The organism is Actinoplanes sp. NPDC026670 (assembly GCF_040638175.1).
Taxonomy (GTDB): Bacteria; Actinomycetota; Actinomycetes; order Mycobacteriales; family Micromonosporaceae; genus Actinoplanes.
On the sequence record NZ_JBEZXU010000011.1, the window covers coordinates 112,712 to 134,908 of the forward strand.

The 22,197-nt window shown below is 69.5% G+C and carries 19 protein-coding genes; 11 read left to right on the plus strand and 8 right to left on the minus strand.

Going from position 1 to position 22,197, the window contains the following annotated elements; genetic code table 11:
- Positions 1-59: 59 nt before the first annotated feature.
- From AB0E94_RS13565 to AB0E94_RS13590, 6 genes are all read right to left on the minus strand, one after another.
- Positions 60-683 carry a response regulator transcription factor gene (locus AB0E94_RS13565; protein WP_360325971.1) on the minus strand — a complete coding sequence of 208 codons (624 nt, stop codon included), beginning with the start codon at positions 681-683 and terminating at the stop codon, positions 60-62.
- Positions 680-1,813 (minus strand): sensor histidine kinase, encoded by a 1,134-nt coding sequence (locus AB0E94_RS13570; RefSeq protein WP_360325973.1) that lies wholly within the window; start codon positions 1,811-1,813, stop codon positions 680-682. The genes AB0E94_RS13565 and AB0E94_RS13570 overlap by 4 nt, the downstream gene beginning before the upstream one ends.
- A complete protein-coding gene (locus tag AB0E94_RS13575; RefSeq protein WP_360325974.1) occupies positions 1,810-2,586 on the minus strand; it encodes an ABC transporter permease in 777 nt (258 codons plus the stop codon). Before AB0E94_RS13575 ends, AB0E94_RS13570 begins: the two co-directional genes overlap by 4 nt.
- Positions 2,587-2,591: 5 nt before the next feature.
- Positions 2,592-3,428 carry an ABC transporter ATP-binding protein gene (locus AB0E94_RS13580; RefSeq protein ID WP_360325975.1) on the minus strand — a complete coding sequence of 279 codons (837 nt, stop codon included), beginning with the start codon at positions 3,426-3,428 and terminating at the stop codon, positions 2,592-2,594.
- A gap of 83 nt (positions 3,429-3,511) precedes the next feature.
- On the minus strand, positions 3,512-4,267 hold the full coding sequence (locus tag AB0E94_RS13585; RefSeq protein ID WP_360325976.1) for an ABC transporter permease: 756 nt from the start codon (positions 4,265-4,267) through the stop codon (positions 3,512-3,514).
- Positions 4,264-5,226 (minus strand): ABC transporter ATP-binding protein, encoded by a 963-nt coding sequence (locus tag AB0E94_RS13590; RefSeq protein WP_360325978.1) that lies wholly within the window; start codon positions 5,224-5,226, stop codon positions 4,264-4,266. Before AB0E94_RS13590 ends, AB0E94_RS13585 begins: the two co-directional genes overlap by 4 nt.
- 125 nt (positions 5,227-5,351) lie before the next feature.
- Here AB0E94_RS13590 and rnhA point away from each other — a divergent pair, with 125 nt between their 5' ends.
- On the plus strand, positions 5,352-5,810 hold the full coding sequence (rnhA, locus tag AB0E94_RS13595) for a ribonuclease HI (RefSeq protein ID WP_360325980.1): 459 nt from the start codon (positions 5,352-5,354) through the stop codon (positions 5,808-5,810).
- Between the two features lie 48 nt (positions 5,811-5,858).
- On the opposite strand, the gene AB0E94_RS13600 is transcribed toward rnhA, so the two are convergent.
- Both AB0E94_RS13600 and AB0E94_RS13605 read right to left on the minus strand, forming a co-directional pair.
- Complete coding sequence (locus AB0E94_RS13600; protein ID WP_360325982.1) at positions 5,859-6,959, minus strand: intradiol ring-cleavage dioxygenase; 1,101 nt, start codon at positions 6,957-6,959, stop codon at positions 5,859-5,861.
- A gap of 69 nt (positions 6,960-7,028) precedes the next feature.
- Positions 7,029-7,418: a hypothetical protein gene (locus tag AB0E94_RS13605; protein WP_360325984.1), complete on the minus strand. Its 390-nt coding sequence runs from the start codon at positions 7,416-7,418 to the stop codon at positions 7,029-7,031.
- A gap of 345 nt (positions 7,419-7,763) precedes the next feature.
- Between AB0E94_RS13605 and AB0E94_RS13610 the strand changes: the two genes are divergently transcribed.
- The 10 genes from AB0E94_RS13610 (at position 7,764) to AB0E94_RS13655 (ending at position 22,178) form a co-directional block, all read left to right on the plus strand.
- On the plus strand, positions 7,764-9,041 hold the full coding sequence (locus AB0E94_RS13610; protein WP_360325985.1) for a carbohydrate ABC transporter substrate-binding protein: 1,278 nt from the start codon (positions 7,764-7,766) through the stop codon (positions 9,039-9,041).
- A 42-nt stretch (positions 9,042-9,083) separates the two neighbouring features.
- Positions 9,084-10,040 (plus strand): ATP-dependent DNA ligase, encoded by a 957-nt coding sequence (locus tag AB0E94_RS13615; RefSeq protein WP_360325986.1) that lies wholly within the window; start codon positions 9,084-9,086, stop codon positions 10,038-10,040.
- 103 nt (positions 10,041-10,143) lie between these two features.
- Positions 10,144-11,214 (plus strand): histidine kinase, encoded by a 1,071-nt coding sequence (locus AB0E94_RS13620; protein ID WP_360325988.1) that lies wholly within the window; start codon positions 10,144-10,146, stop codon positions 11,212-11,214.
- Positions 11,215-11,218: 4 nt separating this feature from the next.
- Positions 11,219-11,875 carry a response regulator transcription factor gene (locus tag AB0E94_RS13625; RefSeq protein WP_360325990.1) on the plus strand — a complete coding sequence of 219 codons (657 nt, stop codon included), beginning with the start codon at positions 11,219-11,221 and terminating at the stop codon, positions 11,873-11,875.
- Positions 11,876-11,967: 92 nt separating this feature from the next.
- Positions 11,968-14,772, plus strand: coding sequence for an EAL domain-containing protein (locus AB0E94_RS13630; protein WP_360325992.1), 2,805 nt, complete (start codon positions 11,968-11,970; stop codon positions 14,770-14,772).
- Positions 14,773-15,240: 468 nt separating this feature from the next.
- The gene (locus tag AB0E94_RS13635) at positions 15,241-15,681 is read left to right on the plus strand and encodes a TIGR03618 family F420-dependent PPOX class oxidoreductase (RefSeq protein WP_360325993.1); all 441 of its coding nucleotides are present in this window, start codon (positions 15,241-15,243) and stop codon (positions 15,679-15,681) included.
- 1,025 nt (positions 15,682-16,706) lie between these two features.
- Complete coding sequence (locus AB0E94_RS13640; RefSeq protein WP_360325994.1) at positions 16,707-17,612, plus strand: TIGR03619 family F420-dependent LLM class oxidoreductase; 906 nt, start codon at positions 16,707-16,709, stop codon at positions 17,610-17,612.
- Between the two features lie 626 nt (positions 17,613-18,238).
- Positions 18,239-19,261, plus strand: coding sequence for an ABC transporter permease (locus AB0E94_RS13645; RefSeq protein WP_360325995.1), 1,023 nt, complete (start codon positions 18,239-18,241; stop codon positions 19,259-19,261).
- Positions 19,262-19,360: 99 nt separating this feature from the next.
- Complete coding sequence (locus AB0E94_RS13650) at positions 19,361-21,103, plus strand: ABC transporter substrate-binding protein (protein ID WP_360325997.1); 1,743 nt, start codon at positions 19,361-19,363, stop codon at positions 21,101-21,103.
- Positions 21,104-21,188: 85 nt separating this feature from the next.
- Positions 21,189-22,178: an ABC transporter permease gene (locus tag AB0E94_RS13655; RefSeq protein WP_360325998.1), complete on the plus strand. Its 990-nt coding sequence runs from the start codon at positions 21,189-21,191 to the stop codon at positions 22,176-22,178.
- Positions 22,179-22,197: the final 19 nt, after the last annotated feature.

Consider the following 22,197-nt stretch of genomic DNA (forward strand, 5'->3'; position numbering starts at 1 on the left):
CAGGCTGCGCCGTCGGTAATCTATCCGCCCGGATAGCGGCTTATGACAGGATTTCGGGTTTACGGGCCGAGCAGCCCGTGCCGCATCGCGGTGGTGACCGCCGCGGTACGGTCGGCCACATCCAGTTTGTTGAAGACACGCAGCAGATGCGTCTTCACGGTGGCCTCGCTGATGAACAGCCGCTTGCCGATGTCGGCATTGGTCAGACCACTGGCGACCAGCTTGAGCACCTCGGTCTCACGTGCCGACAGGGCCGGCGGGGCCGGGCTGCGCACCTGCCGGACCAGTGTCGACGCCACGCTCGGCGCCAGCACCGTCTCGCCGCGGTCGGCCGCCCGGACGGCGTCGGCCAGTTCCTTCGGGGAGGCGTCCTTCAGCAGGTATCCGGCCGCGCCGGCCTCGATGGCGCGCAGGATGTCCCGGTCCGACTCGTAGGTGGTCAGCACCATCACCCGCACGCCCGGGACAGCCGCCAGGATCCGGCCGGTGGCCTCGACGCCGTCGCCGCCGGGCATCCGCAGGTCCATCAGCACGATGTCCGGAGTCAGGGCGAGAGCCTGGTCGAAGCCCTCGGCGCCGGAGGACGCCTCGCCGACCACGGTCAGGTCGGGTTCAGCGTCGAGCATGCCGCGCAGCCCCATCCGCACCACCGGGTGATCATCGACGAGCAGGATCCGGATCACGTGGGAATCTCCAGTTCGACAGTGGTGCCGGTGTCGGCGTCGCTGCGGATGGTCAGGGTGCCGTCGACCTGGCCGGCGCGCGCCCGCATTCCGGAGAGCCCGAAACCCTCAGAGATATCGGACTTGATCCCACATCCGTCGTCGCGGATCACCAGCCGCACCACCGCCGGCGAGTAGGCGAGCAGAACCGCCGCCTCGTGCGCCTGAGCGTGCCGCCGCACATTGGTGAGGGCCTCCTGCGCCGCCCGCAGCAGCACCACCTCCGTGCGAGTCGGCAGATCGTAGACGTCACCGGTGATACGGACGGATGCGGCCACACCCGCCTCCTCGCTGAAACGGGCGGCGCTACGGCGTACCGCCTCGGGTAAGGAAGCGGACGCCAACGCGGTCGGTGAGAGGGCCGCGACCAGGGCCCGGGATTCCGCGAGATTCTCCCGTGCGGTACGCACGGCAAGTGCCAGCCGCTCGTCACGCAGCGCCGGGTCGGCCGCCTGGACCAGGGTGATGATGCTGGTGAACCCCTGGGCGAGGGTGTCGTGGATCTCGCCGGCCAGGCGGGTCCGCTCGGCCGCGACGCCCGCCTCGTGGGAGAGCCGGGCCACCTCGGCGCGGCTCGCCTCCAGATCGGTGATGAGCGTCGCCCGCTGCTCGCTCTCCTCCAGCGTCTTGAGGATCCAGAGGCCGATGCAGATGCCGGCGCCGGTGGAGATCGCCGCGATGACGATCTCCATGCCGATGTCCGCCGGGTCGTACCAGGCCTCCACCCCGACCGGGATCAGGTTGGCCACCACCACCAGGGCGATCGCGAGCCGCACCGTCACCATCTGGAAGATCACCGGGATGACCGCGAACATCAGCCAGGTGGACAGTGGCACGGCCCAGACCGCGACCCCGAAGAGGACCAGCTGGGTGAGCAGGGTCAGCAGCGCCGCCGTGTTCTCCGCCTCCCGGGCGATCAGCGGCCGGCCCACGAGCAGATGCAGCAGGAGCATCGCGCCGATGGCGGCGAGCGCAACCGCTCGCCGCCAGGGCTCGAAACCGTCCACGATGACCACCGCGGCGCCGACCGCCACCACGGTGACCCCGAAGAACAACTCCCACAGCCAGTAGGAGGACTGCGACTCGCTCACTTGTCGCGACCGCTCCACCGGAACGTCACCAGGCACAGGATCAATCCGACCACACACCACACACCGAGCACCACGGCCACCGTGCCGAGGTTCCACTCGCCACCGATCTCCTGGGCCTTCGCCTCGTCGGGCAGGAAGACGTAACGGAAGCCCTGCGCCATCCAGCGGACCGGGAAGATCGACGCGACCTTCTCCAGCCAGTCCGGGAGCTGGCTCATCGGGTGGATGAAGACACCGGAGACGAATTGCAGCGCCACCACCGGCACGTTCAGGATGGCGCCGGCGTTGCGGGCGTTCTTGACCAGGCCGCTGACCGCGATGCCGAGCAGCGAACAGCCGACCACCGAGAGCACGAAGATCCACGCGAACGTCAGCCAGTGATCGGCCGGCGGCAACGGCATGTCGAACACCACGACGCCCATCAGGATCAGGAAGGCGACCTCGGCCACGCTCAGAGCGAAAACCAGAAGACCCTTTCCGATCAGGTACGCGGTAGCCGGCATCGGTGTGCCGCGGAGGCGTTTGAGCGTCCCGTCCTCACGATCCATCGCGAGCCCGGACCCCATCGTCACGAACGCCGTGTTCAGGATGCCGTAGGCGATCATGCTGGCCGTGAAGATCCGGCTGACCGCCACCCCGGACTCGGTCGACTCGCTGCCGAAGATGGTGCCGAACAGCAGCAGGAGCAGCGCCGGGAAGAAGAAGGTGAAGATCACCGCCGTGCGGTCCCGCAGGAACTGGAGCAACTCCACGTGGCCGCGGCTCAGGCTCATGGCGATCATCGGGTCGCTCCGATCAGGTTCAGGTAGGTGTCCTCGAGGGTCGGGCGGGTGATCGTCAGGGTGCTCAGATCGGCGCCGGACGCCACCAGGTGCCGGACCAGCTCGCTCGGGTCGTTGACCTGCTCGACCCGGGCGACGCCGTTCTCGGTCCAGCTGACCCGGGCCTCGGCGGCGCCCCGCCCGCCCAGGGTGGCCGGGGTGCCCTCGGCGACGATCCGGCCGGCCGACACGACGGCGAGCCGGTCGGCGAGCGCCTCCGCCTCGTCCAGGTAGTGGGTGGTCAGCAGGATCGTGGTGCCGTCACCGGCGAGCGTGCGGATCAGATCCCAGAACTGACGGCGCGCCTCCGGGTCGAAACCGGTGGTCGGCTCGTCGAGGAAGAGCAGTTCGGGACGGCCGACGATGCCGAGGGCCACGTCCACGCGACGGCGCTGGCCGCCGGAGAGGGTACGGATCTTGCTGTTCCGTTTGGCGCTCAGGCCGACCAGCTCGATCGCCTCGTCCACCGGGCGCGGGTCCGGGTAGAACCCGCCGATGTGCTTGACCATCTCCCGGACCGTCAGGTCGGCGGCGTCGTCGGCGTCCTGGAGCACGATGCCGATCCGGGTCCGCCAGGCGGAACCGGCGGCGCCCGGGTCCTCGCCGAGGACCCGCACGTCACCGGCGGTCCGGCGGCGGTGCCCTTCCAGGATCTCCACGGTGGTGGTCTTGCCGGCGCCGTTCGGCCCGAGCAGGGAGAAGATCTCGCCACGGGCGACGACGAGGTCGATCCCCGCGACCGCGTCCTGCCCGCCGTATGTCTTACGAAGTCCGGTTACCTCGATGGCTTCCATGGATCTGATCGTGCTCTGTCGCGCGGCCGGGCGGGACGACCGCGCGACGGAGACCGGCTGTCAACCGATCGATGGACAGACCGTCACTCCCACTTGAAGTTGCGGGCGGCGGCGGTCAGCCAGACCACCGCCCAGGCGCCCAGCGCCAGCCAGATGCCGAGCGGCACCGAGCCGCCGTGCATCAGCGTCTCCCGCAGCGCCTCGGCATGCGCCGCGAGCGGCAGCAGGAACCAGCCGGCCGTGCCCAGGTCGGGCGCGCTGAACATGATGCCGCCGACGGACAGCATCACCACGTAGATCAGGGTGGCCGCGCCGGTCGTGGTCTCCGGTTTCAGCACACTGGCCAGCAGCAGGGCCAGCCCGCTGTAGCCGGCGGCGGCGAGCACGGTCACGCCGATCGCCGGGAGCAGGGCGCCGGCCTCCGGCCGCCAGCCCACCGCGAGCCCGACCAGCGCCAGGACCAGCACCTGCACGGCGATCTGGACCAGCACCGCGGCGGTCTTGGCGAGCAGCAGGCCGGGCCTGGTCAGCGGGGAGGCGCCGAGCCTTTTCAGCACGCCGTAACTGCGCTCGTATCCGGTGGTGATGGCCTGCCCGGTGAACGCGGTCGACATGACGGTCAGCGCGAGCACACCGGGGACCACCCAGCCGAGCCGGTCGTCGGTCGGCAGGTTGGTCACCTCGAAGAGGCCCGCGCCGAGCAGCACCAGCAGCGGCACACCCATGGCCAGCACCACGGCCTCACCCCGGCGGGCGGTGAGCAGCAGCTCCATCCGGATCTGCCGGCCGAGGATGACGCGCATCGGGGCCCGGCCGGGGGCGGGGGCGAAGGTGCTCACTTGGCGGCTCCGACCGGGGTCTGGGTGGTGGTCAGGGAGAGGTAGACGTCCTCCAGGGTGCGGCGGCGGGTGTTGATCGCGGTCACGTCGGCGCCGGCCGCGGCGAACCAGGCCAGCACCTCGGCGAGACCAGCGGTGTCCAGGTTGCCGGAGATCGTGTACTGCCCGGGGGCGGGCTCGGCGGCCCGCCGGCCGACGCACAACCCGGCCAGGTCGAGGCCCGGGTCGGCCCGCACCTCGAGGACGTCGATCGCCGCCGCCGAGGTCAGCTCGGCGGGTGTGCCGGTCGCCGCGACCGTGCCCGACCGCATGATCACCACGTCGTCGGCGAGCCGCTCCGCCTCGTCGAGCAGATGCGTGGTGAGCAGCACCGACACGCCGTCGGCACGCAGCTCCTCGATCAGCTGCCAGGTGGTGTGCCGGGCCTCGGTGTCCATGCCGGCCGTCGGCTCGTCGAGGAACACCAGCTCGGGCCGGCCGACCAGGGCGACCGCGAGGCTGAGCCGCTGCTGCTCGCCGCCGGACAGCCGGCGGAACCGGGTCCGCTCGAACCTGCGCAGCCCGAGCCGGTCCAGCAGCATGTCGGTGTCGAGCGGATTGGCCGCGAACGACGCGAACAACCCCAGGATCTCGCCGGCCGTCGCCCACGGGTAGACGCCACCGGATTGCAGCATGATCCCGAGGCGGGGCATCAGCTCGTCGTGGTCGCCGACCGGGTCGAGCCCGAGCACCCGCGCGACGCCGTCATCCGGCCGGCGGAAGCCCTCACAGACCTGGAGCAGGCTGGTCTTGCCGGCGCCGTTGTGCCCGAGCAGGGCGAGCACCCGCCCGCGGGGCAGGGTCAGGGACACCCCGTCGACGGCCGTCGTGTCGCCGTAACGCACCACGACGTCCTTTACCTCGACCGCGGCCGCGTCGCCACCAACCATGAGTCCCGCCCATCCGGATTCGTCCGCCACCGCCACCATACGGTGGCCCGCTGACCGCTCCCGCCCGGCGGTCGTCCGCCGATGGCCTGTCCCACACTCCCGTACCGCGCCCGGGGAAACCTCATCCCGGAGGCCGGGCCTTATCGTCTCCAGGTATGAGCGTGGTGCAGATCTACACCGACGGGGCGTGTGCTCCCAATCCCGGTCCGGGCGGCTGGGGCGCGGTGCTGCGCTGGGGCAGGTCGGAGAAGGATCTCTGCGGTGGTGAGGCGACCTCTACCACGAACAACCGGATGGAGCTGATGGCCCCGATCCGGGCCTTGGAGGCGCTGAACCGGGCGCCGCTCACGGTGGAGATCTACACCGACAGCGTCTACGTGCGCAACGGCATCACGCAGTACCTGCACAACTGGAAGCGGAACGGCTGGATGACCTCGGCCCGGCAGCCGGTGAAGAACGTGGACCTGTGGAAACGGCTCGACGAGGCGGTCCGGCGGCATGACGTCAGCTGGCACTGGGTGAAGGGGCACGCCGGGCATCCGGAGAACGAGCGGGCCGACCGGCTGGCCGCCCGTGGGCTGCGCGAGGCGGTCGAGGCCGCGCAGAAGAGCTGAGAAACGGGGTCCCGGAGGGGTGTCGGGACCCCGTCGTCTCTCAGCGGGTCACCATGTCCAGGGCGCCCACCAGTGCCATTCCGTCTTCGGCTGCGGCTGGGGTTGCGGCTGCCTGGGCTGCGGCGGGCGGGTGCTCGCGGCGGTCCGGGACGGCACCGGATGTCCGGACGAGGTCCGGGTCGGCGTCGCCGTGGCGCTCACGGACGCGCTCGCGGACGCACTCGCACTCGCCGATGCGGAGGCCGACGGTGAGACCGACTCGGACGGGACCGCTCCCGACGGCGGCGGGCCGGACGGGGGCTCACCCGACGGCGGGGTCCCGCCGCCACCGGCCTCCACGTCGTCCGGGTCGACCGCCACGGTCAGGGTCGCGACGTAGCCCTCCTCGACGCTGCCGGTCACCGTCGCCATCTCGGTCGCGGCCAGGTCGTCGCTGAACACGTTGTCGGTGGCCAGGGTGATCTGGCTGAGGTTGGTGACGCTCTGGGCGTACCCCTCGGTGGCGTAGACGATGTCGGAGACGTCCTCCGGGATGGCGATCTGAGACGTCTTGATGATCGGTCCCTCGCCGTTGGTGGCGTTCTCCAGCGAGGCGTAGACCTCGAAGTGGATGTGCGGCCACCGGCCCGAGTAGCAGGCCGGGAAGATGCTGGTGAAGGTGACCGTGCCGGTCTCGTTGGTCTCCTGGATGCCGCGCAGGTAGTTCTCGTCGGTGATGCCCGTGGAGTAGAGGGAGTAGTTGCCGTCCCGGTCGCAGTGCCAGGCGTAGACGGCGGCGCCCGCCAGCGCCGCGCCGTCCAGGTCCTGCACGGTCAGGGAGAACTCGAACGGCACGCCCTCGGCCGTGGTCGTCGAGGTGCCGAACGACGAGCGGATGTCGCTGCGCACGATCCCCGACTCGGTCCGCACGTCGATGCCGTTGGAGCCGTCCGCCGGGTACGGCCCGGCGGTCTCCGACGCGACCTCGGTGAGCGCCGCGTCGGCCTCCTCGGCCGTGTTGAAGATGCCGGCCCCGATCATGGCCGCCGCTCCGGCGCCGCCGATCACGTAGAGCATCCGGCGCCGGCTCATCGTGGCCAGGTCGAAGGCCAGGCCCTTGTCGTGGACCGCACGGACGTACGCCGCGTTGTCCCGTTCTTGCCCAGTCAAGTCTGCCGCCTTGGTGGTGTGGGGATTTCTGACCCCGGCAGCAGAACATCGACGACTATGCCCGCACTGTCACGAGACTGTGCGCGGGTTAAGGTCGGGTTGAGCAGGATCGTCAACGATCTCGATCTGCCTCGGGACCTTGGCCCGCGCCACCCGGTCGAAGGGCAGCCGGTAGGTCTTGGCCCGGACCAGCTCCTCGGGCACGGCGTGCCGGCCCTCCCGCTGGCCCGGCACCTCCGGGCCGTCCGGCTCGTCGGGCTCGTCCGGCTTCTTGCCGGCCGCCCGGGCCGCCATGCTGAACACGCTGCGGGTGGCCGCGTCGTACCCGGTCTTGTAGGCGTCCCGGAGGTCGGGGCCGCTCTGCCGGCGCTGATGGAAGCGTCCGGCGGCGTAACCGGCGCAGGCCATGAGGGCGGCGGCCAGAACGATCAGCAGTGCGATGTCGCCCGGTGTGGTCATGCTCCGATTGTGACGAATTGGATAGACCGCGAGCTATGGCCCGTTTGACGTACCCCGGAGGAATTAAGACAAAGGCTCAACTCACGTTCAGTAACAGTTCGGTGGCCGTTGATATCGCCGTCACGCACCTGAACTGGGCCCACGTGACGCAGGCCCATTAACCGTGAGTTACATTCAGCACAGCTGAGGCGCCGGCCCGGGACATCCGCCCAGCTCAAGATCCAGATCGCCGGATTGCAAGGTCACGCGCCGATAGGTCACGAGTTGACACCTTTGAGCGGGAAGCGGCACGGTACTTCCGATTGTCCTCGCGACAACGACGAGTTTGGATGATGGGGGAACACCATGCGCTCCACACGACGCGCCCTGGCGGCCGTCGTCGGCGCCGCCGTGCTTCTGGTGGCGTCCGCCTGCGGGACCGGGGAGGACGACGACTCCACGGCTTCGAAGGTCGAGGTCTTCACATGGTGGGCCGAGGGCGGTGAGAAGGCCGGCCTGGACGCCCTGGTCAGCCGCTTCACCACCGCCTGCCCGGGTAAGGAGTTCACCAGCGGCGTGGTGCCCGGCGGCGCCGGCGTCAACGCCAAGCAGGTCCTCAACGCGCGGCTCCAGCAGAACGACCCGCCCGACGTCTTCCAGGTGCACGCCGGCGCCGAGTTGCTCGACCACATCGACGCGGGCCAGATCAAAGACCTGACCAGCGAATTCTCGTCGTGGGGCCTGACCGGCGCGCTGCCCGAGGGCCTGGTCGAGACGATCACGGTCAACGGCCGGCTGTGGTCGGTTCCGGCCGGTGTGCACCGGGCCAACGTGGTGTGGACCAACGACCAGGTGCTCGCCGAGTCGGGCATCCTCACCGCGCCGAAGACCCTCGACGACTTCATCGCCAATCTCGGCAAGCTCCGGCGCGACGGCATCGAGTCCCCGCTCGCCCTGGGCCGCGACTGGACCCAGCTCATGCTCCTCGAATCGGTGCTGATCAGCGACCTGGGCCCGAAGAAGTTCACCGGGCTGTTCACCGGCGCCACCAAATGGGAGGGCAAAGCGGTCCGGGCCGCGATCGACGACTACGCCAAGATCCTCGACTTCACCAACGCCGACCGCGACTCGCTGGACTGGCCGGAGGCCGAGCGGCTGCTCATCGACGGCAAAGCCGGTTACCAGCTGATGGGCGACTGGCTCGCGGCGGACCTGGCCGCCAACAACTTCAGCGGGTACGACTCGTTCACCTTCCCCGGCAACGGCAAGGCCTTCCAGTGGCTGGCCGACTCGTTCGCGCTGACCACGGGCGCACCCAACCCGGCCGGCGGCGCCTGCTGGCTGCAGACCGTCGCCTCGCCGGAGGGCCAGCAGGCGTTCAACGCGGAGAAGGGCTCGATCCCGGCCCGGACCGACGCGCCGACCACCGGCTTCTCCGACTACCAGCTGAAGGCGTCCGCCGACTGGAAGTCCGGGGTCGCGGTCCCGTCCTGCGCGCACGGCTCGGCCTGCTCGCAGCCCTGGCAGAACGCGGCGAACGCGGCCATCGGGGCCTTCTCCGCCTCCGGCGCCACCGCGATCGACAAGGCGGCGTTGCAGAGCGCGCTGGCCGCGGCCGCCAAACAGTTCATCAGGCAGGCCTGAGCACGGGCGGCACGACCGGCCCGGATCGGGCACGATGGGCGGATGGGTGAGGAACGCGACGGCGTACCGCTGACCAATCTGGATCAGGAACTGTTCCCGGGCGCCGGTGTCACCAAGCGCGACCTGGTGGACTACCTGGACGCGGTGGCCGGCCGGCTCCTCCCCGTCCTGCGCGACCGGCCGCTCTCCGTCATCCGGGTGCTCCGGGGCCAGGAACGGTTCATGCAGAAGAACCTGCCGAAATACACGCCGGACTGGGTGCCGCGCGCCACGGTGTGGGCCGAGGCGTCCCATCGTGAGGTCACGTACGCGCTGGCCAACGACCGGCGGACGCTGTTCTGGCTGGGCAACCAGCGGGCGGTGGAGTATCACCCGGCTCTGATGCGGGCCGGAGTGCCGTACCCCACGCATCTGATCATGGATCTGGACCCTCCGGAGGAGGGTGGGTTCGGCGCCGCGGTGGCCGCGGCCCGGCTGGTCCGGGAGGCGCTGGCCGGCGCCGGGATGTCCGGCGCGATCAAGACCAGCGGGTCCAAGGGCGTGCACGTCTTCGTGCCGCTGGCCGGTGAGCCGGCGATCGAGGACGTGGCCGCCGCCCAGCGCGCGGTCGCCGCCCGCGCCGAACGGATCGACCCGGAGCTGGCCACCACCGCGTTCATCCGCGAGGACCGGCACGGGAAGGTGTTCCTGGACGCCACCCGGGCCGGCGGGGCGACCGTCGCCGCGGCGTACAGCCCACGGATCCGGCCCGGCGCGCCGGTGTCGTTCCCGGTCGCGTGGTCCGACCTCGATCAGGTCACCCCGGCCGACTTCACCATCCGGACCGCGCCTGGACTACTCGGCGACGGCGACCCGTGGGCCGACTCGATGCCCGCGCCCCAGGAACTGGACGCCGGGCTGATCGCCGAGGGCCACACCATCCCGGTCGCCCGGGTCCAGGCCATGCACGAGGGCAAACGACGGGCCAAGGCGCGCCGGGAAGCCGCCGGCGAGACCTGACGGACTACACCGGACGATGTATGGGCGTACTCGGGAGGCGTCGATGCGGATGACAGCGCCGGTACGACGCGCCCACCCGGCCGCCGGAAATAGCGTCCCCGGCATGGATAGGAATCTCGCCCGTGTCACCGCTCTCCTGGCCCTCCTGGGCGTGCCGGCCGGGTTCGCCGTCACCGGCGGCCTGGGGCCGGTCGTCCTGATCTCCGCACTGGCGGCCGCCCTGGCCGCGATGACCCTGGCCGTCCACCGGTGGCCGCTCGCCGTGCTGATCCTGATCCTGAGCACGGTCTCCGGCTGGCGTGCCGCCCATCTCATCGAGGCCGGCTGGGTGTGGCCCGCCTCCGGCGCCCTGGTCGCGCTCGTGCTGGCCGGCCGGCTCCGGATCGCGGCGATCGCCTCGGCGCTGATGCTCGCCTACGGCGCCAACTGGGACACCGTCGTCGACCCGCACCCCGAGGGCTGGGTGCTCGCCCATCTCGGCGGGGAGGCCCTGTGGGTGGCCGCCGTCCTGGCCGGCGCCACCGCGTACCGGAACACCCTGCGCTGGCGGGCCGAGATCGCCCACCGGTTCGACGTCGAAACGCATCGGCGGCGGGCCGAGGAGCGGGTGGCCATCGCCCGCGACCTGCACGACGTGGTCTCGCACACCCTCGCCGTGGTCGGCGTGCACCTGAACGTGGCGCTGGACGCCTTCGACTCCGAACCGGAGGAGGCCAGAGCGTCGCTCCGTCTGGCCCAGGAGGTCCGCGGCCGGGCCATGACCGACCTGAAGACACTCGTCGGCGTGCTGCGCGAGGGTGAGCTCCCGGCCCTGGACGGTCTGGACCGGCTGTTCGCCCAGGTCCGGGAGGCCGGCCTGGAAGTGTCGTTCAACGAGTTCGGCGATCCGGTGCCGGTGCCCGCCCCGGTCGCCGCCGCCGTCTACCGGGTGGTGCAGGAGTCGCTGACCAACACCGTCCGGCACGCCGGCGCCGGCCGGGTCACCGTGACGATCCGGTACGCGCCGGACAGCGTGCTGGTCGACGTCCGCGACAACGGCACCGGCGGCACGGCCACCGACGGCCACGGCATCGCCGGGATGCGCGAGCGGGTGGCCGCGCTCGGCGGCGCGCTCACCGCCGGCCCGGACCGGGCGGGTTTCACAGTACGGGCCAGCCTCCCGATCACGGAGTGACCAGATGACCATCACCGTTCTGCTCGCCGACGACCAGCACCTGGTCCGGGCCGGGTTCCGGAGCCTGCTGCGGCGGGGCCGGGACCTCTCGGTGGTGGGTGAGGCGTCCACCGGCGACGAGGCGGTGCGCGCGGCCCGGGATCTGTGCCCGGACGTGATCCTGATGGACATCCGGATGCCCGGCATCGACGGCATCACCGCGACGAGGAGGATCCTGGCCGCCCAGCAGACCCGGATCATCATCCTGACCACGTTCGAGACCGACGAGTACGTCTTCGCCGCCCTCGCCGCCGGCGCCAGCGGCTTCCTGACCAAGGAGATCGACCCGGACGGGCTGCGCGCCGCGGTCCGGGTGGTGGCCGGCGGTGACGCCCTGCTCTCCCCCAGCGTCACCCGCCGGGTCGTCGGCCAGTTCGCGCACCGCCCGGTCCCGTCGGCCGGCCGGCCCGGCGGGGAACGCCTGTCGGTGCTCACCGGACGCGAACGTGAGGTGGTCCGGCTGGTCGCCACCGGCCTGTCCAACGATGAGATCGCCGCCACCCTGGTGATCAGCCCGCTGACCGCCAAGACCCACGTCACGCGGGCGATCACCAAGCTGGGCGTCCGGGACCGGGTGCAGCTGGTGATCGTCGCCTACGAGGACGGACTGGTCGGTAACTGATCGTCGGGATCTTCTCAGGACCGCTCCTTCCGGCCCGATGACCCGGATACCCACACCTCGGCCGAGGTGACGTACCGGAAAGGGGCGAGCGGATGGCAGTCGATACGACAGTCCCCGGATCGCGCGCGACGCGCCGCTGGGCTCGTCTCAGCGTTGCGACCGGAGCTGTCCTCGCCGTCCTGATCGCATCGGTCGCCGCGGGCGTGGGTGGACCGGAGGCGACCCGCGGGGTCGCCGCCTGGGGCCTGCTCGGGATGTCCGCGGCCGCCGCGGCCGGCTGCCTGTGGCGGTCCGGCGGCTTCACCGGCCGGGCCCGCTGGGGCTGGGGACTGCTCGCCGCCGGTGTGTTCGCGTGGGGGCTGGGCCAGTTCGGCTGGTTCACCCAGTGGCCGGTGCCCGGTGTCACCGCGGACCTGTTCCCCCTGCTCGGCCCGGTCGGCCTGGCCGGACTGACAGTACTGATCCCGGCCGGCGTGCTGACCCTGCCGAGCGCCTCGCAGCCACTGGTGAACCGGCTGCGCAGCGTGCTCGACGGACTGCTGATCTCGGCGTCGCTGGTCATCGTGGCGTGGGTCTTCGTGATGGACGCGCGCCTCGAGGACGGCGCCCAGGGGGCGGACTTCTACGTCACGCTGATCTTCCCGCTCACCGACATCGTGATCGCCACGATCCTCGCGTACATGCTGCCGCCACAGCGCCGCCGCCACGGATGCGGCTCCGACCTGGCGTTCTTCGGCACCGGCATGGTCGCCTTCGCGGTCACCGACTTCGGGCACGTCTACTTCGCACTCGTCGGCGACTTCAGCTCGGCCCCGCTCGCGCACCTGCCGTCGCTGGCCGGGTACGCCCTGATCCTGATGGGCGCGGTCCGTCCCCGCGACGTCGACGCCAAGCCGCTCGACCTGCCGCCGGGCGTCTGGAGCACCGCGATCCTGGTGCCCTACCTCGCCGTGCTGGCCGCGCTCGCCTCCAGTGTGGTGTTCCACCTCCAGGCCGGGTACAGCCACCCGTTCGTCGCCTGGACCCGCTCGTTCCTGATCCTGCTGATCGTCGGCCGGCAGCTCCTCACCCAACTGGAGAACCGTGCCCTCACCCGTACCCTGGAAAGCCGTGTCGCCGAACGCACCGCCGACCTGCACGCCCGGGAGCAGTGGTTCGAGGCCCTGATCCGGCACAGCTCGGACGTGGTCACCGTGATCGACGCGGAAGGCCTGATCCGCTACCAGAGCGAATCGATGCGCCGTGTCTTCGGCTACCCGCCGGAGGCGTTCGTCGGCCGCCGCTACACCGACCTGGTCGACGACGAGGTGGCGCTGCGGCTCGCCCAGGCGATGCGGCAGGTCGCCGCGCGCCCGTTCGCCGACGTGACGCTCGAAGTGGTGCACACCCACCGGGACGGCGGCAAACGCCCGTCCGAGGTGATCATCACGAACCTGGTCGACGACCCGCACGTGGCCGGCTTCGTGCTGAACACCCGCGACATCAGCGAGCGCATGGAGCTCCAGGAACAGCTCATGCACGAGGCGTACCACGACTCGCTCACCCAGCTGGCCAACCGCGCGCTGTTCCGGGAGCGGGCCGCGACCGCGATGCGCGGCGGTGGCGCGGTGACCGTGCTGCACCTCGACCTGGACGGCTTCAAACGCATCAACGACAGCCTCGGCCACCTCGCCGGCGACCAGTTGCTGGTGCAGGTCGCCGACCGGCTGCGCGGCTGCGTCCGGGACGGCGACCTGGTGGCCCGCTTCGGCGCCGACGAGTTCGGCGTGCTGCTGCTCGGCGAGGACGAGGCGGGCGCCGGACCGGTGGCCCGGCGAATCCTCGACGACCTGGACGCCCCGGTGATGTTCGGCGAGCGCCAGATCCACGTCCGCGCGAGCATCGGCCTGGCCGGCACCCCTGCCGTCGCCGATCCGGCCGCTGCTCTTCCGTCCGCCACTCTTCCCGGCGCCGCCCTTCCCGGCGCCGCCCTTCCGGGCGCCGATGCCTCCGAGGACAACCACGGCGAGCGGGCCGAGCAGCTGATGCGCAACGCCGACCTCGCCATGCACCACGCCAAGGCGACCGGTGGCGGCGTCTTCTCCAGCTACCACCCGCGGATGCGCGAGGGCCTGGCCGACCGCCTGGAACTGGAGTCCGACCTCCGCGCCGCCCTGGAGCACGGCGACCTGCGCCTGCACTACCAGCCCACCGTGGACCTGGCCACCAGCCAGGTGATCGGCTTCGAGGCGCTGGTCCGCTGGCCGCACCCGACCCGCGGCATGATCAACCCGCTCGACTTCATCCCGATCGCCGAGGCCACCGGCATGATCGTCCCGCTCGGCCGCTGGGTCCTGCACGAGGCCTGCCGCCAGGCCGTCGAATGGGCGGTCGCCGGCGACGGCCTCCCCCCGAAGATGTCGGTGAACGTCTCGGTCCGCCAGTTCGACCGGGCCGACCTGTCCGAGATGGTCACCCAGGTGCTGGCCGACACCGGCATGCCCGCCGACCGCCTGTGCCTGGAGATGACCGAGAGCGTCCTGATGACCGACACCGAGGCCAACCTGGAACAGCTCCTGCGCCTCAAGGCCCTGGGCCTCACCTTGGCCATCGACGACTTCGGCACCGGCTACTCGTCACTCGCCTACCTGCGCCGCTTCCCGGTCGACACCCTCAAGATCGACCGCTCCTTCGTCGAACGCCTGGGCGTGATCGCCGACGACACCGCGCTCACCGACACGATCGTCCGCCTGGGCAAGAGCCTGGGCATGGCGACGGTGGCCGAGGGCATCGAGGAGTTCGGCCAGCTCGCGGCTCTACGCGAGATGGGTTGCGGCTTCGCCCAGGGTTACTACTTCTCCCGCCCGGTCCCGGCCGACGAGGCCGGCCGCCTCTTCCTGGAAGGCGCAAACGCATAAACCCATCATTCGGTACGGCTACGAAGAGCCCCGCCGAGCACCGCAAGCCAGGCGGCCCGTCCAGACCGACCAGCGACCGCCGGGCTGAAGCCTCCCGTAACGCACGGTAACCATCCGATGGCCACCAGCAGGCATCCCGTCCACCAAAAACGCCCGCCTTTCAGCCAGCCCGCCCTCTCACGACGAGCCCGCCCCCTCACGGCGAGCCCGCCCTACTTACGACGAGCCCGCCCCCCTCACGATGAGCCCGTCCTTCGTACGGCTAGCCGGACCTCAGCCACGTAAACCGGCCCTCTTAACCGGCCTGGTGTCCGGCTCGGCCGGCTCAGCCGGACACCAGGCCGGTTATGCGGACCGCATTACCTGTCTGACGTTCGGCTAGCCGGGAATCCGGGTGGTCTTGGCCGTTGCGGTTGGCCTGCGGTGGCGGGGTGAGCCGGTCTCGGCCGGGGTGGGTAGGGTCGGGGTGTGGGTGCGCTTGAGGACGCGTGGGAACTGAGCCGCAGTGAGACCGGGCTCGCCATCGTGTCGACCGTGCGGGCTGATCAGACTGTGCAGTCGACACTTGTGAACACGGGCATTATCGGCCATCCGGCTGGCGGCGAGCCTGTGTTGGCGTTCGTCACCTATGGGGCGGTGAAGCTTCGGAACCTGCGGGAGCGGCCACAGATCGCGGTGGCGTTCCGCAGTGGCTGGCGTTATGCGACGGTCGAGGGGCGGGCGCTGCTCGCCGGGCCGGATGATCCGCAGTCCTGGCTCGATCCGGAGCGGCTGCGGCTGCTGTTGCGGGAGATCTTCACCGCTGCCGGTGGCACTCATGACGACTGGGACGCCTACGACCGAACCATGGTCGAGCAGCGGCGCACCGCGGTGCTGGTCGCCCCGGCCCGAATCTATCCAGGCAGCTGACCGCCCCACCTCGCCACATCGCTGCTACGCCACTTCATCACCTCGCCGCGTGGCCGCTTCGCCACCTCGCCGCGTCGCCACCTCGCCGCACCGCCGCATCGCCACCTCGGGCGATCTTGTGGATTTCGGTCACACTCGAGTTTCGCCATTTGGGGATCGCTTGGGTGACGGCGCACCGGGTGCCGGTCGCAAACCTTGGTCGTCGGCCTTCCGCGAGACGTGGTCCGCTAGACGCGGTCGGCGGCGCTCGGCCCGGCCCGGTCGCCAGCGGGCGGCCAGACGCGGGCGCCGGTATTCGGCCGACGTGGTCGCCGGCGTGCGACGACCAGCGCACACAATGCGGCAATGTGCGATTTGACCCTCGCCGGGACGACCACGGGCGCACACGGACGGCACTACGTGTGCGCCTGTCCCTGTCAGAGCGAAGCAGGCGCACACGATCGGCGAACGTGTGCGCTGACCACCGCTGCGGCCGGCAGACCCGCCCTCGGCGGTCCGCTCCCGGCATCACCCCTGGGCGGACTCGTCCAAGGCAACAAGACCTCACGGTGATCTCGCGGAGTTCGCTGGGGATGACGCCGACCAGGACGAACGCAAGATTCACTTCGGCTTCAGCTTCGGCCCTGACCTGTAACGTCGCTGCCCAAAATGGCGAAACTCGAAGGTTCCACCTGTCCGCCGAACTCCACAAGTCTTCCGGGGCGCTTCGCGTCTGCCCGGGATGGGGGAAAACGGCTGGGCAGGCGTCATCGCGCCCTTACGCCCCGCGAGATCGGGCGAGCCTCGCGTCAAGGCCACAGTCACCTGCAGCTTCTCAACGGGTCGGGCTCTGTTTTCGATCCAGATCGCCAGCTGGCCGAGGCGATGCGGCAGGACACCAGCCGGGAACGGTGCGGCCCCGGGGGAACGGCCCAGCCCGGGAACGGCCCGACCCGGGGAACGGTGCGGGCCGGAAGGGTGCGGGCTGGGTCGGAAAAGTGGTGGGCGGGGGACGGTGAGCCGGTGCGGCGGTTAGGTTGCTTTTCATGCTGATCAGTTTCGGATGTCCGGTGTCCGGCGCCTGGGCGGAGCCGGAGACGTTGACCTCGATCGCGCGGCAGGCCGAGGAACTGGGCTATCACGGTCTGTGGGCGTTTCAGCGGCTGCTCGTCGGGCGGGATCAGGATCTTGCGCCGGTCTATCACAGCGTGCTGGATCCGATCGTGGCGCTGACCTGGGCGGCGGCCGCTACGTCGCGGATCCGGCTCGGGGTTTCGGTGATCAATCTGCCGTATGTGTCGCCCGCCTATCTGGCCAAGCAGGCCGGTTCACTGGATCGGCTGTCCGGCGGGCGGTTCGATCTGGGGCTGGGCACCGGCTGGTCGGAGGTCGAGTTCGAGGCGACCGGGTCGGATCCGAAGCCGCGCGGACCCCGTACAGAAGAATATTTGGAAGTGCTGAAGGCCCTGTTCAGCGCCGAGGAGGCGGCGTTCGCCGGCCGTTTCTACCGGGTGCCGCCGAGCCGGATGCTGCCGGCGCCGGGGCGTGTGGGTGGGCCGCCGGTGCTGCTCGGCGGCACCGCGGAGGTGGCGTTGCGGCGGGCCGGGCGGATCGCGGCGGGCTGGGTGAGCAGCAGCCGTACCACCCTGCCGGAGATCGCCCGGGGTGTCCGGATCGTCCGCGAGTCGGCTGAGGCGGCCGGCCGTGATCCGGACTCGCTGCGTATCGTGGTCCGGGGTGTGGTTCAGGCCGGGCGCCGGGATGAGGCGATCCCGCTCTCCGGTGACTGGGCTCAGATCCGTGCGGGCGCCGAGAGGTACGCTGAAGCGGGCGCGACCGAACTGTTCTACGAACCCAACTGGGATCCGCGTATCGGCGGCCTGGACGCTGACCCCCGGGCGGCCGCGGATCTCGGTGCGGAAGTTCTCGCGGGCCTGGCTCCGAACCACTGATCGAGCCCAATGCGCCGACCGTAATCGGGCGACGATAAATGCGCGATCTTGTTGCTCGTCACGACTACGGAACGTTCATCGGCGCGAGCCGATGGCCGTTCGAAATCGGAAACCGCAGGGAAACAGTGAGGCAGCACGCGACCCTCACCAGGGACGGTAACTCTCCGCAACTGCAAGAACGCATAAGCGCGGTAAACCCGACATTCTCTGCCCTCCGGTCGTTTCGCCGCATGGAAGATGGCGTTTTTACCCCCAAAATGGGTTCTTATGACCCAGGGACTCGACACACGATATGACCTAGGCCTTATGGCAACGAACCCGTTCCGTTACCGGATCGATGCGTCAACACATTTCTCGGCCTGCGGATCTCGGATAAATTTCTGAACCGCGGCAGACGAATACCGCTCACATAGCGCCAGTGGGGCGCGTCCACGGGGGAGGGATTGGTGCGTGGTACAACCAAGTATCGAACCCGGCCGCATGCTGACGATCCTGAAGCGCATCGAGCGCCCGCCGTCACGACGACGGGCCGAGTCGACCCGCCCGGGACCGGGCAGGACCCGCCTCGCCACCGCGAGTGACAGGTTCGTTTCGCGATCAAGTCCGCTACGAGGAGACACCGCATCATGAGCAACACCCCGGCCACCGCCGACTCACGCTCACCAGGCACCGAGGATACGGCGGTAGCGGTTCTCCAGCCCGACACGGCTGCGAAGGCATTCGTCGGCCGTTCACCGGGCCAGCTCGCGTGGATCCGTCTCAAGCGTGACCGGACCGCGTTCGCCAGCTTCATCACCGTCATGTTCTTCATCCTGGTCGCCCTGCTGGCGCCGGTGATCTCCCGGATGTACGGGGTCGCCGCGACCGAGGGCTTCAGCGACAAGCTGAACTACCAGGGCCTGCCGACCGGCTACCTGGGCGGCATCAGCGGCGAGCACTGGCTCGGGCTGGAAGCGGGCATCGGCCGTGACCTGTTCATGCAGCTCATCTTCGGCATGCGCACGTCGCTGATCATCGCCTTCCTGTCCGCGATCATCTCGATCACGCTGGGCGTGGTGCTCGGCATCGTCTCCGGCTACTTCGGTGGCTGGGTCGACCAGAGCCTCACCTGGTTCACCGACTTCATGCTGGCGTTCCCGTTCCTGGTCTTCGCCCTGGCGATCATCCCGATCATCAACACCGCCGCCTACGACGTGGGCGAGGAGGTCCCGGGCTCGTTCCGGATCGCCGTGATCATCGGAGTGTTCGCTCTCTTCGGCTGGATGACGACGGCCCGCCTGGTCCGCGGCCAGATCCTGTCGCTGCGCGAGCGGGAGTACGTGGAGGCCGCCCGGGCTGCCGGCGCCGGCAGCGCGCACATCCTGTTCAAGCAGCTCCTGCCGAACATCTGGGCGCCGATCCTGGTCTCCTTCTCTCTGGCACTGCCGGGCTTCATCGCCGCCGAGGCAGCGCTGTCGTTCCTGAACATCGGTGTCGTGGAGCCCACTCCCGACCTCGGCCGCCTGGTCTACTACGGCCGGCAGTGGCTGGGCACCCCGGACTGGGCCTACTTCCTGATCCCCGCGACCACCGTGTTCATCGCGGTCCTCGCGTTCAACCTGCTGGGCGACTCTCTTCGCGACGCGCTTGATCCCAAGTCGTCGAAGTGACCGGCCGGAACTGAAACACAACTGAAAACGGTACTTCCGCTCGTGCCGCGGCGGGTCGCGTGGCCCAGGCACGTATCGGTTGAGAGAAGGAGAACCTAAGTGCGACGCAAGTTCGGAGCGCTGCCCGTCGGCGTTCTGGCGGTTGCCCTTGTTGCCAGCGGTTGTTCGGAGACCACGAACGAAACCCCCGGCACCGGCAACACCCAGAACGTGGTGCAGACCGGCACTATCGCAACCGACCCCGCTGAATCGCAGGGGCCGGCCAAGGCTGTCGAGGGCGCCACGAAGGGTGGCGTCGTCAAGCTCCTCCACGCGGCGGAGTTCGAACACCTCGACCCCCAGAAGATCTACGTCTCTGACGCGCTGTCCATGGCGACCCAGTTCGCCCGTACCCTCACCGGGTACAAGGAGGACGGCAAGGGCAACCTGAAGCTGGTCGGCGACCTCGCCACCAACGCGGGTGAGGACGTCAACGGCGACTGCAAGGTGTGGAAGTACACCCTGAAGGACGGCCTTAAGTTCGAGGACGGCACGCCGATCACCGGCGCCGACGTCGTCTACGGCATCTCGCGTTCGTTCGACCCCGACTGGGGTGTGGGCCCGACCTACATCCAGCAGTGGCTGACCGGCGCGGTGGAGTACAACACCACCTACAAGGGTCCGTTCCTGAGCGCGGGCGCCGAGGTTCCCGGCCTCAAGGCCGAGGGCAACGTGATCACCTTCACGTTCCCCACCGCCCAGTGTGAGACCCCGTTCGCGGTGGCCATGCCCACCTCGGCGCCGGTCCCGAAGGCGAAGGACACCAAGGGCGACTACGACCGCAAGCCGGTCTCGTCGGGTCCGTACATGATCAAGGAACACGCGTACGACCAGTTCATCGACTTCGTTCGCAACCCCAACTGGGACCCGGCGACCGACCCGATCCGTAACGCGTACCCGGACGGCATCCGTGTCGAGTTCGGCATCGACGCCGAGACCGGCGCGAACCGGATCGTCGCCGACGCCGCCGAGGACCAGGCCGCGTTCATCTGGGCGAACGTGCCCGCCGCGGTGCTGTCCAAGACCACCAGCGACCCGAAGGTCAAGGAGCGGGTCAAGGCCGGCGCCTCGCAGTACGTCGAGTACACCTGGATCAACACCGCCCGCGTCACCGACGTGAAGGTGCGCCAGGCGCTCAACTACGCCGTCGACCGTGACGCGATCATCAAGATCCGTGGCGGTGTCGACCAGTTCGGCTCGACCATCATCTCGCCGACCATCGCGGGCTACCAGAACTTCAACGCCTACGACGGTGGCCAGACCGGTAACCCGGAGAAGGCGAAGGAACTGCTCGGTGGCAAGACCATCAAGCTGACCTACGCGTTCCCGAACGTCCCGGTGCGTCAGCAGATGGCGGCGAAGGCCAAGGAGGTCTACGCCAAGGCCGGTATCGAGCTGGTCCTGACCCCGCTCGACCCCGCGACCTACTACGACAGCGTCGGCACCAAGGGCAACCAGTACGACCTGATCCGTGGTGGCTGGGGTGCTGACTGGCCGTCCGCCTCGACCGTCATCCCGGCTCTGCTCGACGGTCGCACCATCCGTGACAAGGGCAACCAGAACCTCGCCTACTTCAACGAGGACGAGGTCAACAAGGAGATCGACCGCATCAAGGGTCTGAAGGTCTCCGAGGCGGCGCCCGCCTGGGCCGCTCTGGACAAGCTCATCATGGAGAAGTACGCGCCGCTCATCCCGCAGTACTACATCGGGAACTACGAGATCACCGGTTCCAAGATCGGTGGCACGTACCTGAGCGACTCGTACGGTCACATGACCCTCAACTCCATGTTCGTCAAGCAGTAACAAGGTTCCGTCACACCGGTGGGATGGCCGCGCGACCCGCGGTCATCCCACCGGCCGTGGCCAGTCAAGAGGAATGTAGAGAACCGTGCTCCGCTTCCTGATCAAGCGCCTGCTATTGGCGTCGACCACGCTGGTGGCCATCTCGATCGTCACCTTCCTGCTGTTCTTCGCGGTGCCGTCCAGCCCCGCGTGGGTGATGTGCGGGCGCAACTGCTCCCCCGAGCGGATTGAACAGGTCGAGCACAGCCTCGGTCTCGATCAACCGATCACCAAGCAGTACACAGACTTCATCAAGGGTGTGTTCGTCGGCCGTACCATCGATGACGCCGGCACCATCCGCGAGTGCGACGCCCCCTGCCTCGGATACTCGTTCCGCAGCAAGGAGCCCGTCACCGACACCATCGAGCGGTCGCTCCCCATCACGATCAGCATCGTGGTCGGCGCGATGGCCGTCTTCCTGACCGTCGGCATCGGGCTCGGCATGCTGGCGGCGCTGAAGAAGGGCACGGTCTTCGACCGGGTCGCGATCGGCGCCTCCGTGGGCTTCGCCTCCACCCAGACCTACACCCTCGGCGGTGTGCTGCTCCTGCTGCTGGTCTACTCGACCGGCATCCTGCCGAACCCGCACTACACGCCGTTCACCGAGAACCCCGTCGACTGGGCCGGCGGCATGCTCCTCCCCTGGATCACGCTCGGCCTGATCAACTCGGCGCTGTACGCCCGGCTCTCCCGGGCCCAGATGATCGAGACGCTCCAGGAGGACTTCGTGCGGACGGCCCGGGCCAAGGGCCTGTCGCCGCGGGTGGTCAACCGGCGCCACGCGCTCCGGGCCGCGATCACTCCGATCATCACGATCGCCGGTGTCGACCTGGGCGCCTACCTCGGCGGCGTGGTCATCACCGAGAGTGTGTTCAGCCTCAACGGCATCGGCCGCGAGGCCGCGCAGGCGGTGTCGGACCTGAACCTCCCGGTGGTCATGGCCACCGTCCTGCTGGCGGCGTTCTTCATCGTCGCCATGAACATCATCGTCGACATGCTCTACGCGGTGATCGACCCCCGCGTGCGACTCGGCTGAGCCGTTCAGAGATGACGTG

Bases quoted from the DNA above. Each gene is read 5' to 3' on its own strand.
- AB0E94_RS13625 (WP_360325990.1), top strand. From the start codon at position 11,219: ATGACCATCACCGTTCTGCTCGCCGACGACCAGCACCTGGTCCGGGCC.
- AB0E94_RS13610 (WP_360325985.1), top strand. From the start codon at position 7,764: ATGCGCTCCACACGACGCGCCCTGGCGGCCGTCGTCGGCGCCGCCGTG.
- AB0E94_RS13580 (WP_360325975.1), bottom strand. From the start codon at position 3,428: ATGGAAGCCATCGAGGTAACCGGACTTCGTAAGACATACGGCGGGCAG.
- AB0E94_RS13615 (WP_360325986.1), top strand. From the start codon at position 9,084: ATGGGTGAGGAACGCGACGGCGTACCGCTGACCAATCTGGATCAGGAA.
- AB0E94_RS13620 (WP_360325988.1), top strand. From the start codon at position 10,144: ATGGATAGGAATCTCGCCCGTGTCACCGCTCTCCTGGCCCTCCTGGGC.
- AB0E94_RS13630 (WP_360325992.1), top strand. From the start codon at position 11,968: ATGGCAGTCGATACGACAGTCCCCGGATCGCGCGCGACGCGCCGCTGG.
- AB0E94_RS13575 (WP_360325974.1), bottom strand. From the start codon at position 2,586: ATGAGCCTGAGCCGCGGCCACGTGGAGTTGCTCCAGTTCCTGCGGGAC.
- rnhA (WP_360325980.1), top strand. From the start codon at position 5,352: ATGAGCGTGGTGCAGATCTACACCGACGGGGCGTGTGCTCCCAATCCC.
- AB0E94_RS13640 (WP_360325994.1), top strand. From the start codon at position 16,707: ATGCTGATCAGTTTCGGATGTCCGGTGTCCGGCGCCTGGGCGGAGCCG.
- AB0E94_RS13605 (WP_360325984.1), bottom strand. From the start codon at position 7,418: ATGACCACACCGGGCGACATCGCACTGCTGATCGTTCTGGCCGCCGCC.
- AB0E94_RS13645 (WP_360325995.1), top strand. From the start codon at position 18,239: ATGAGCAACACCCCGGCCACCGCCGACTCACGCTCACCAGGCACCGAG.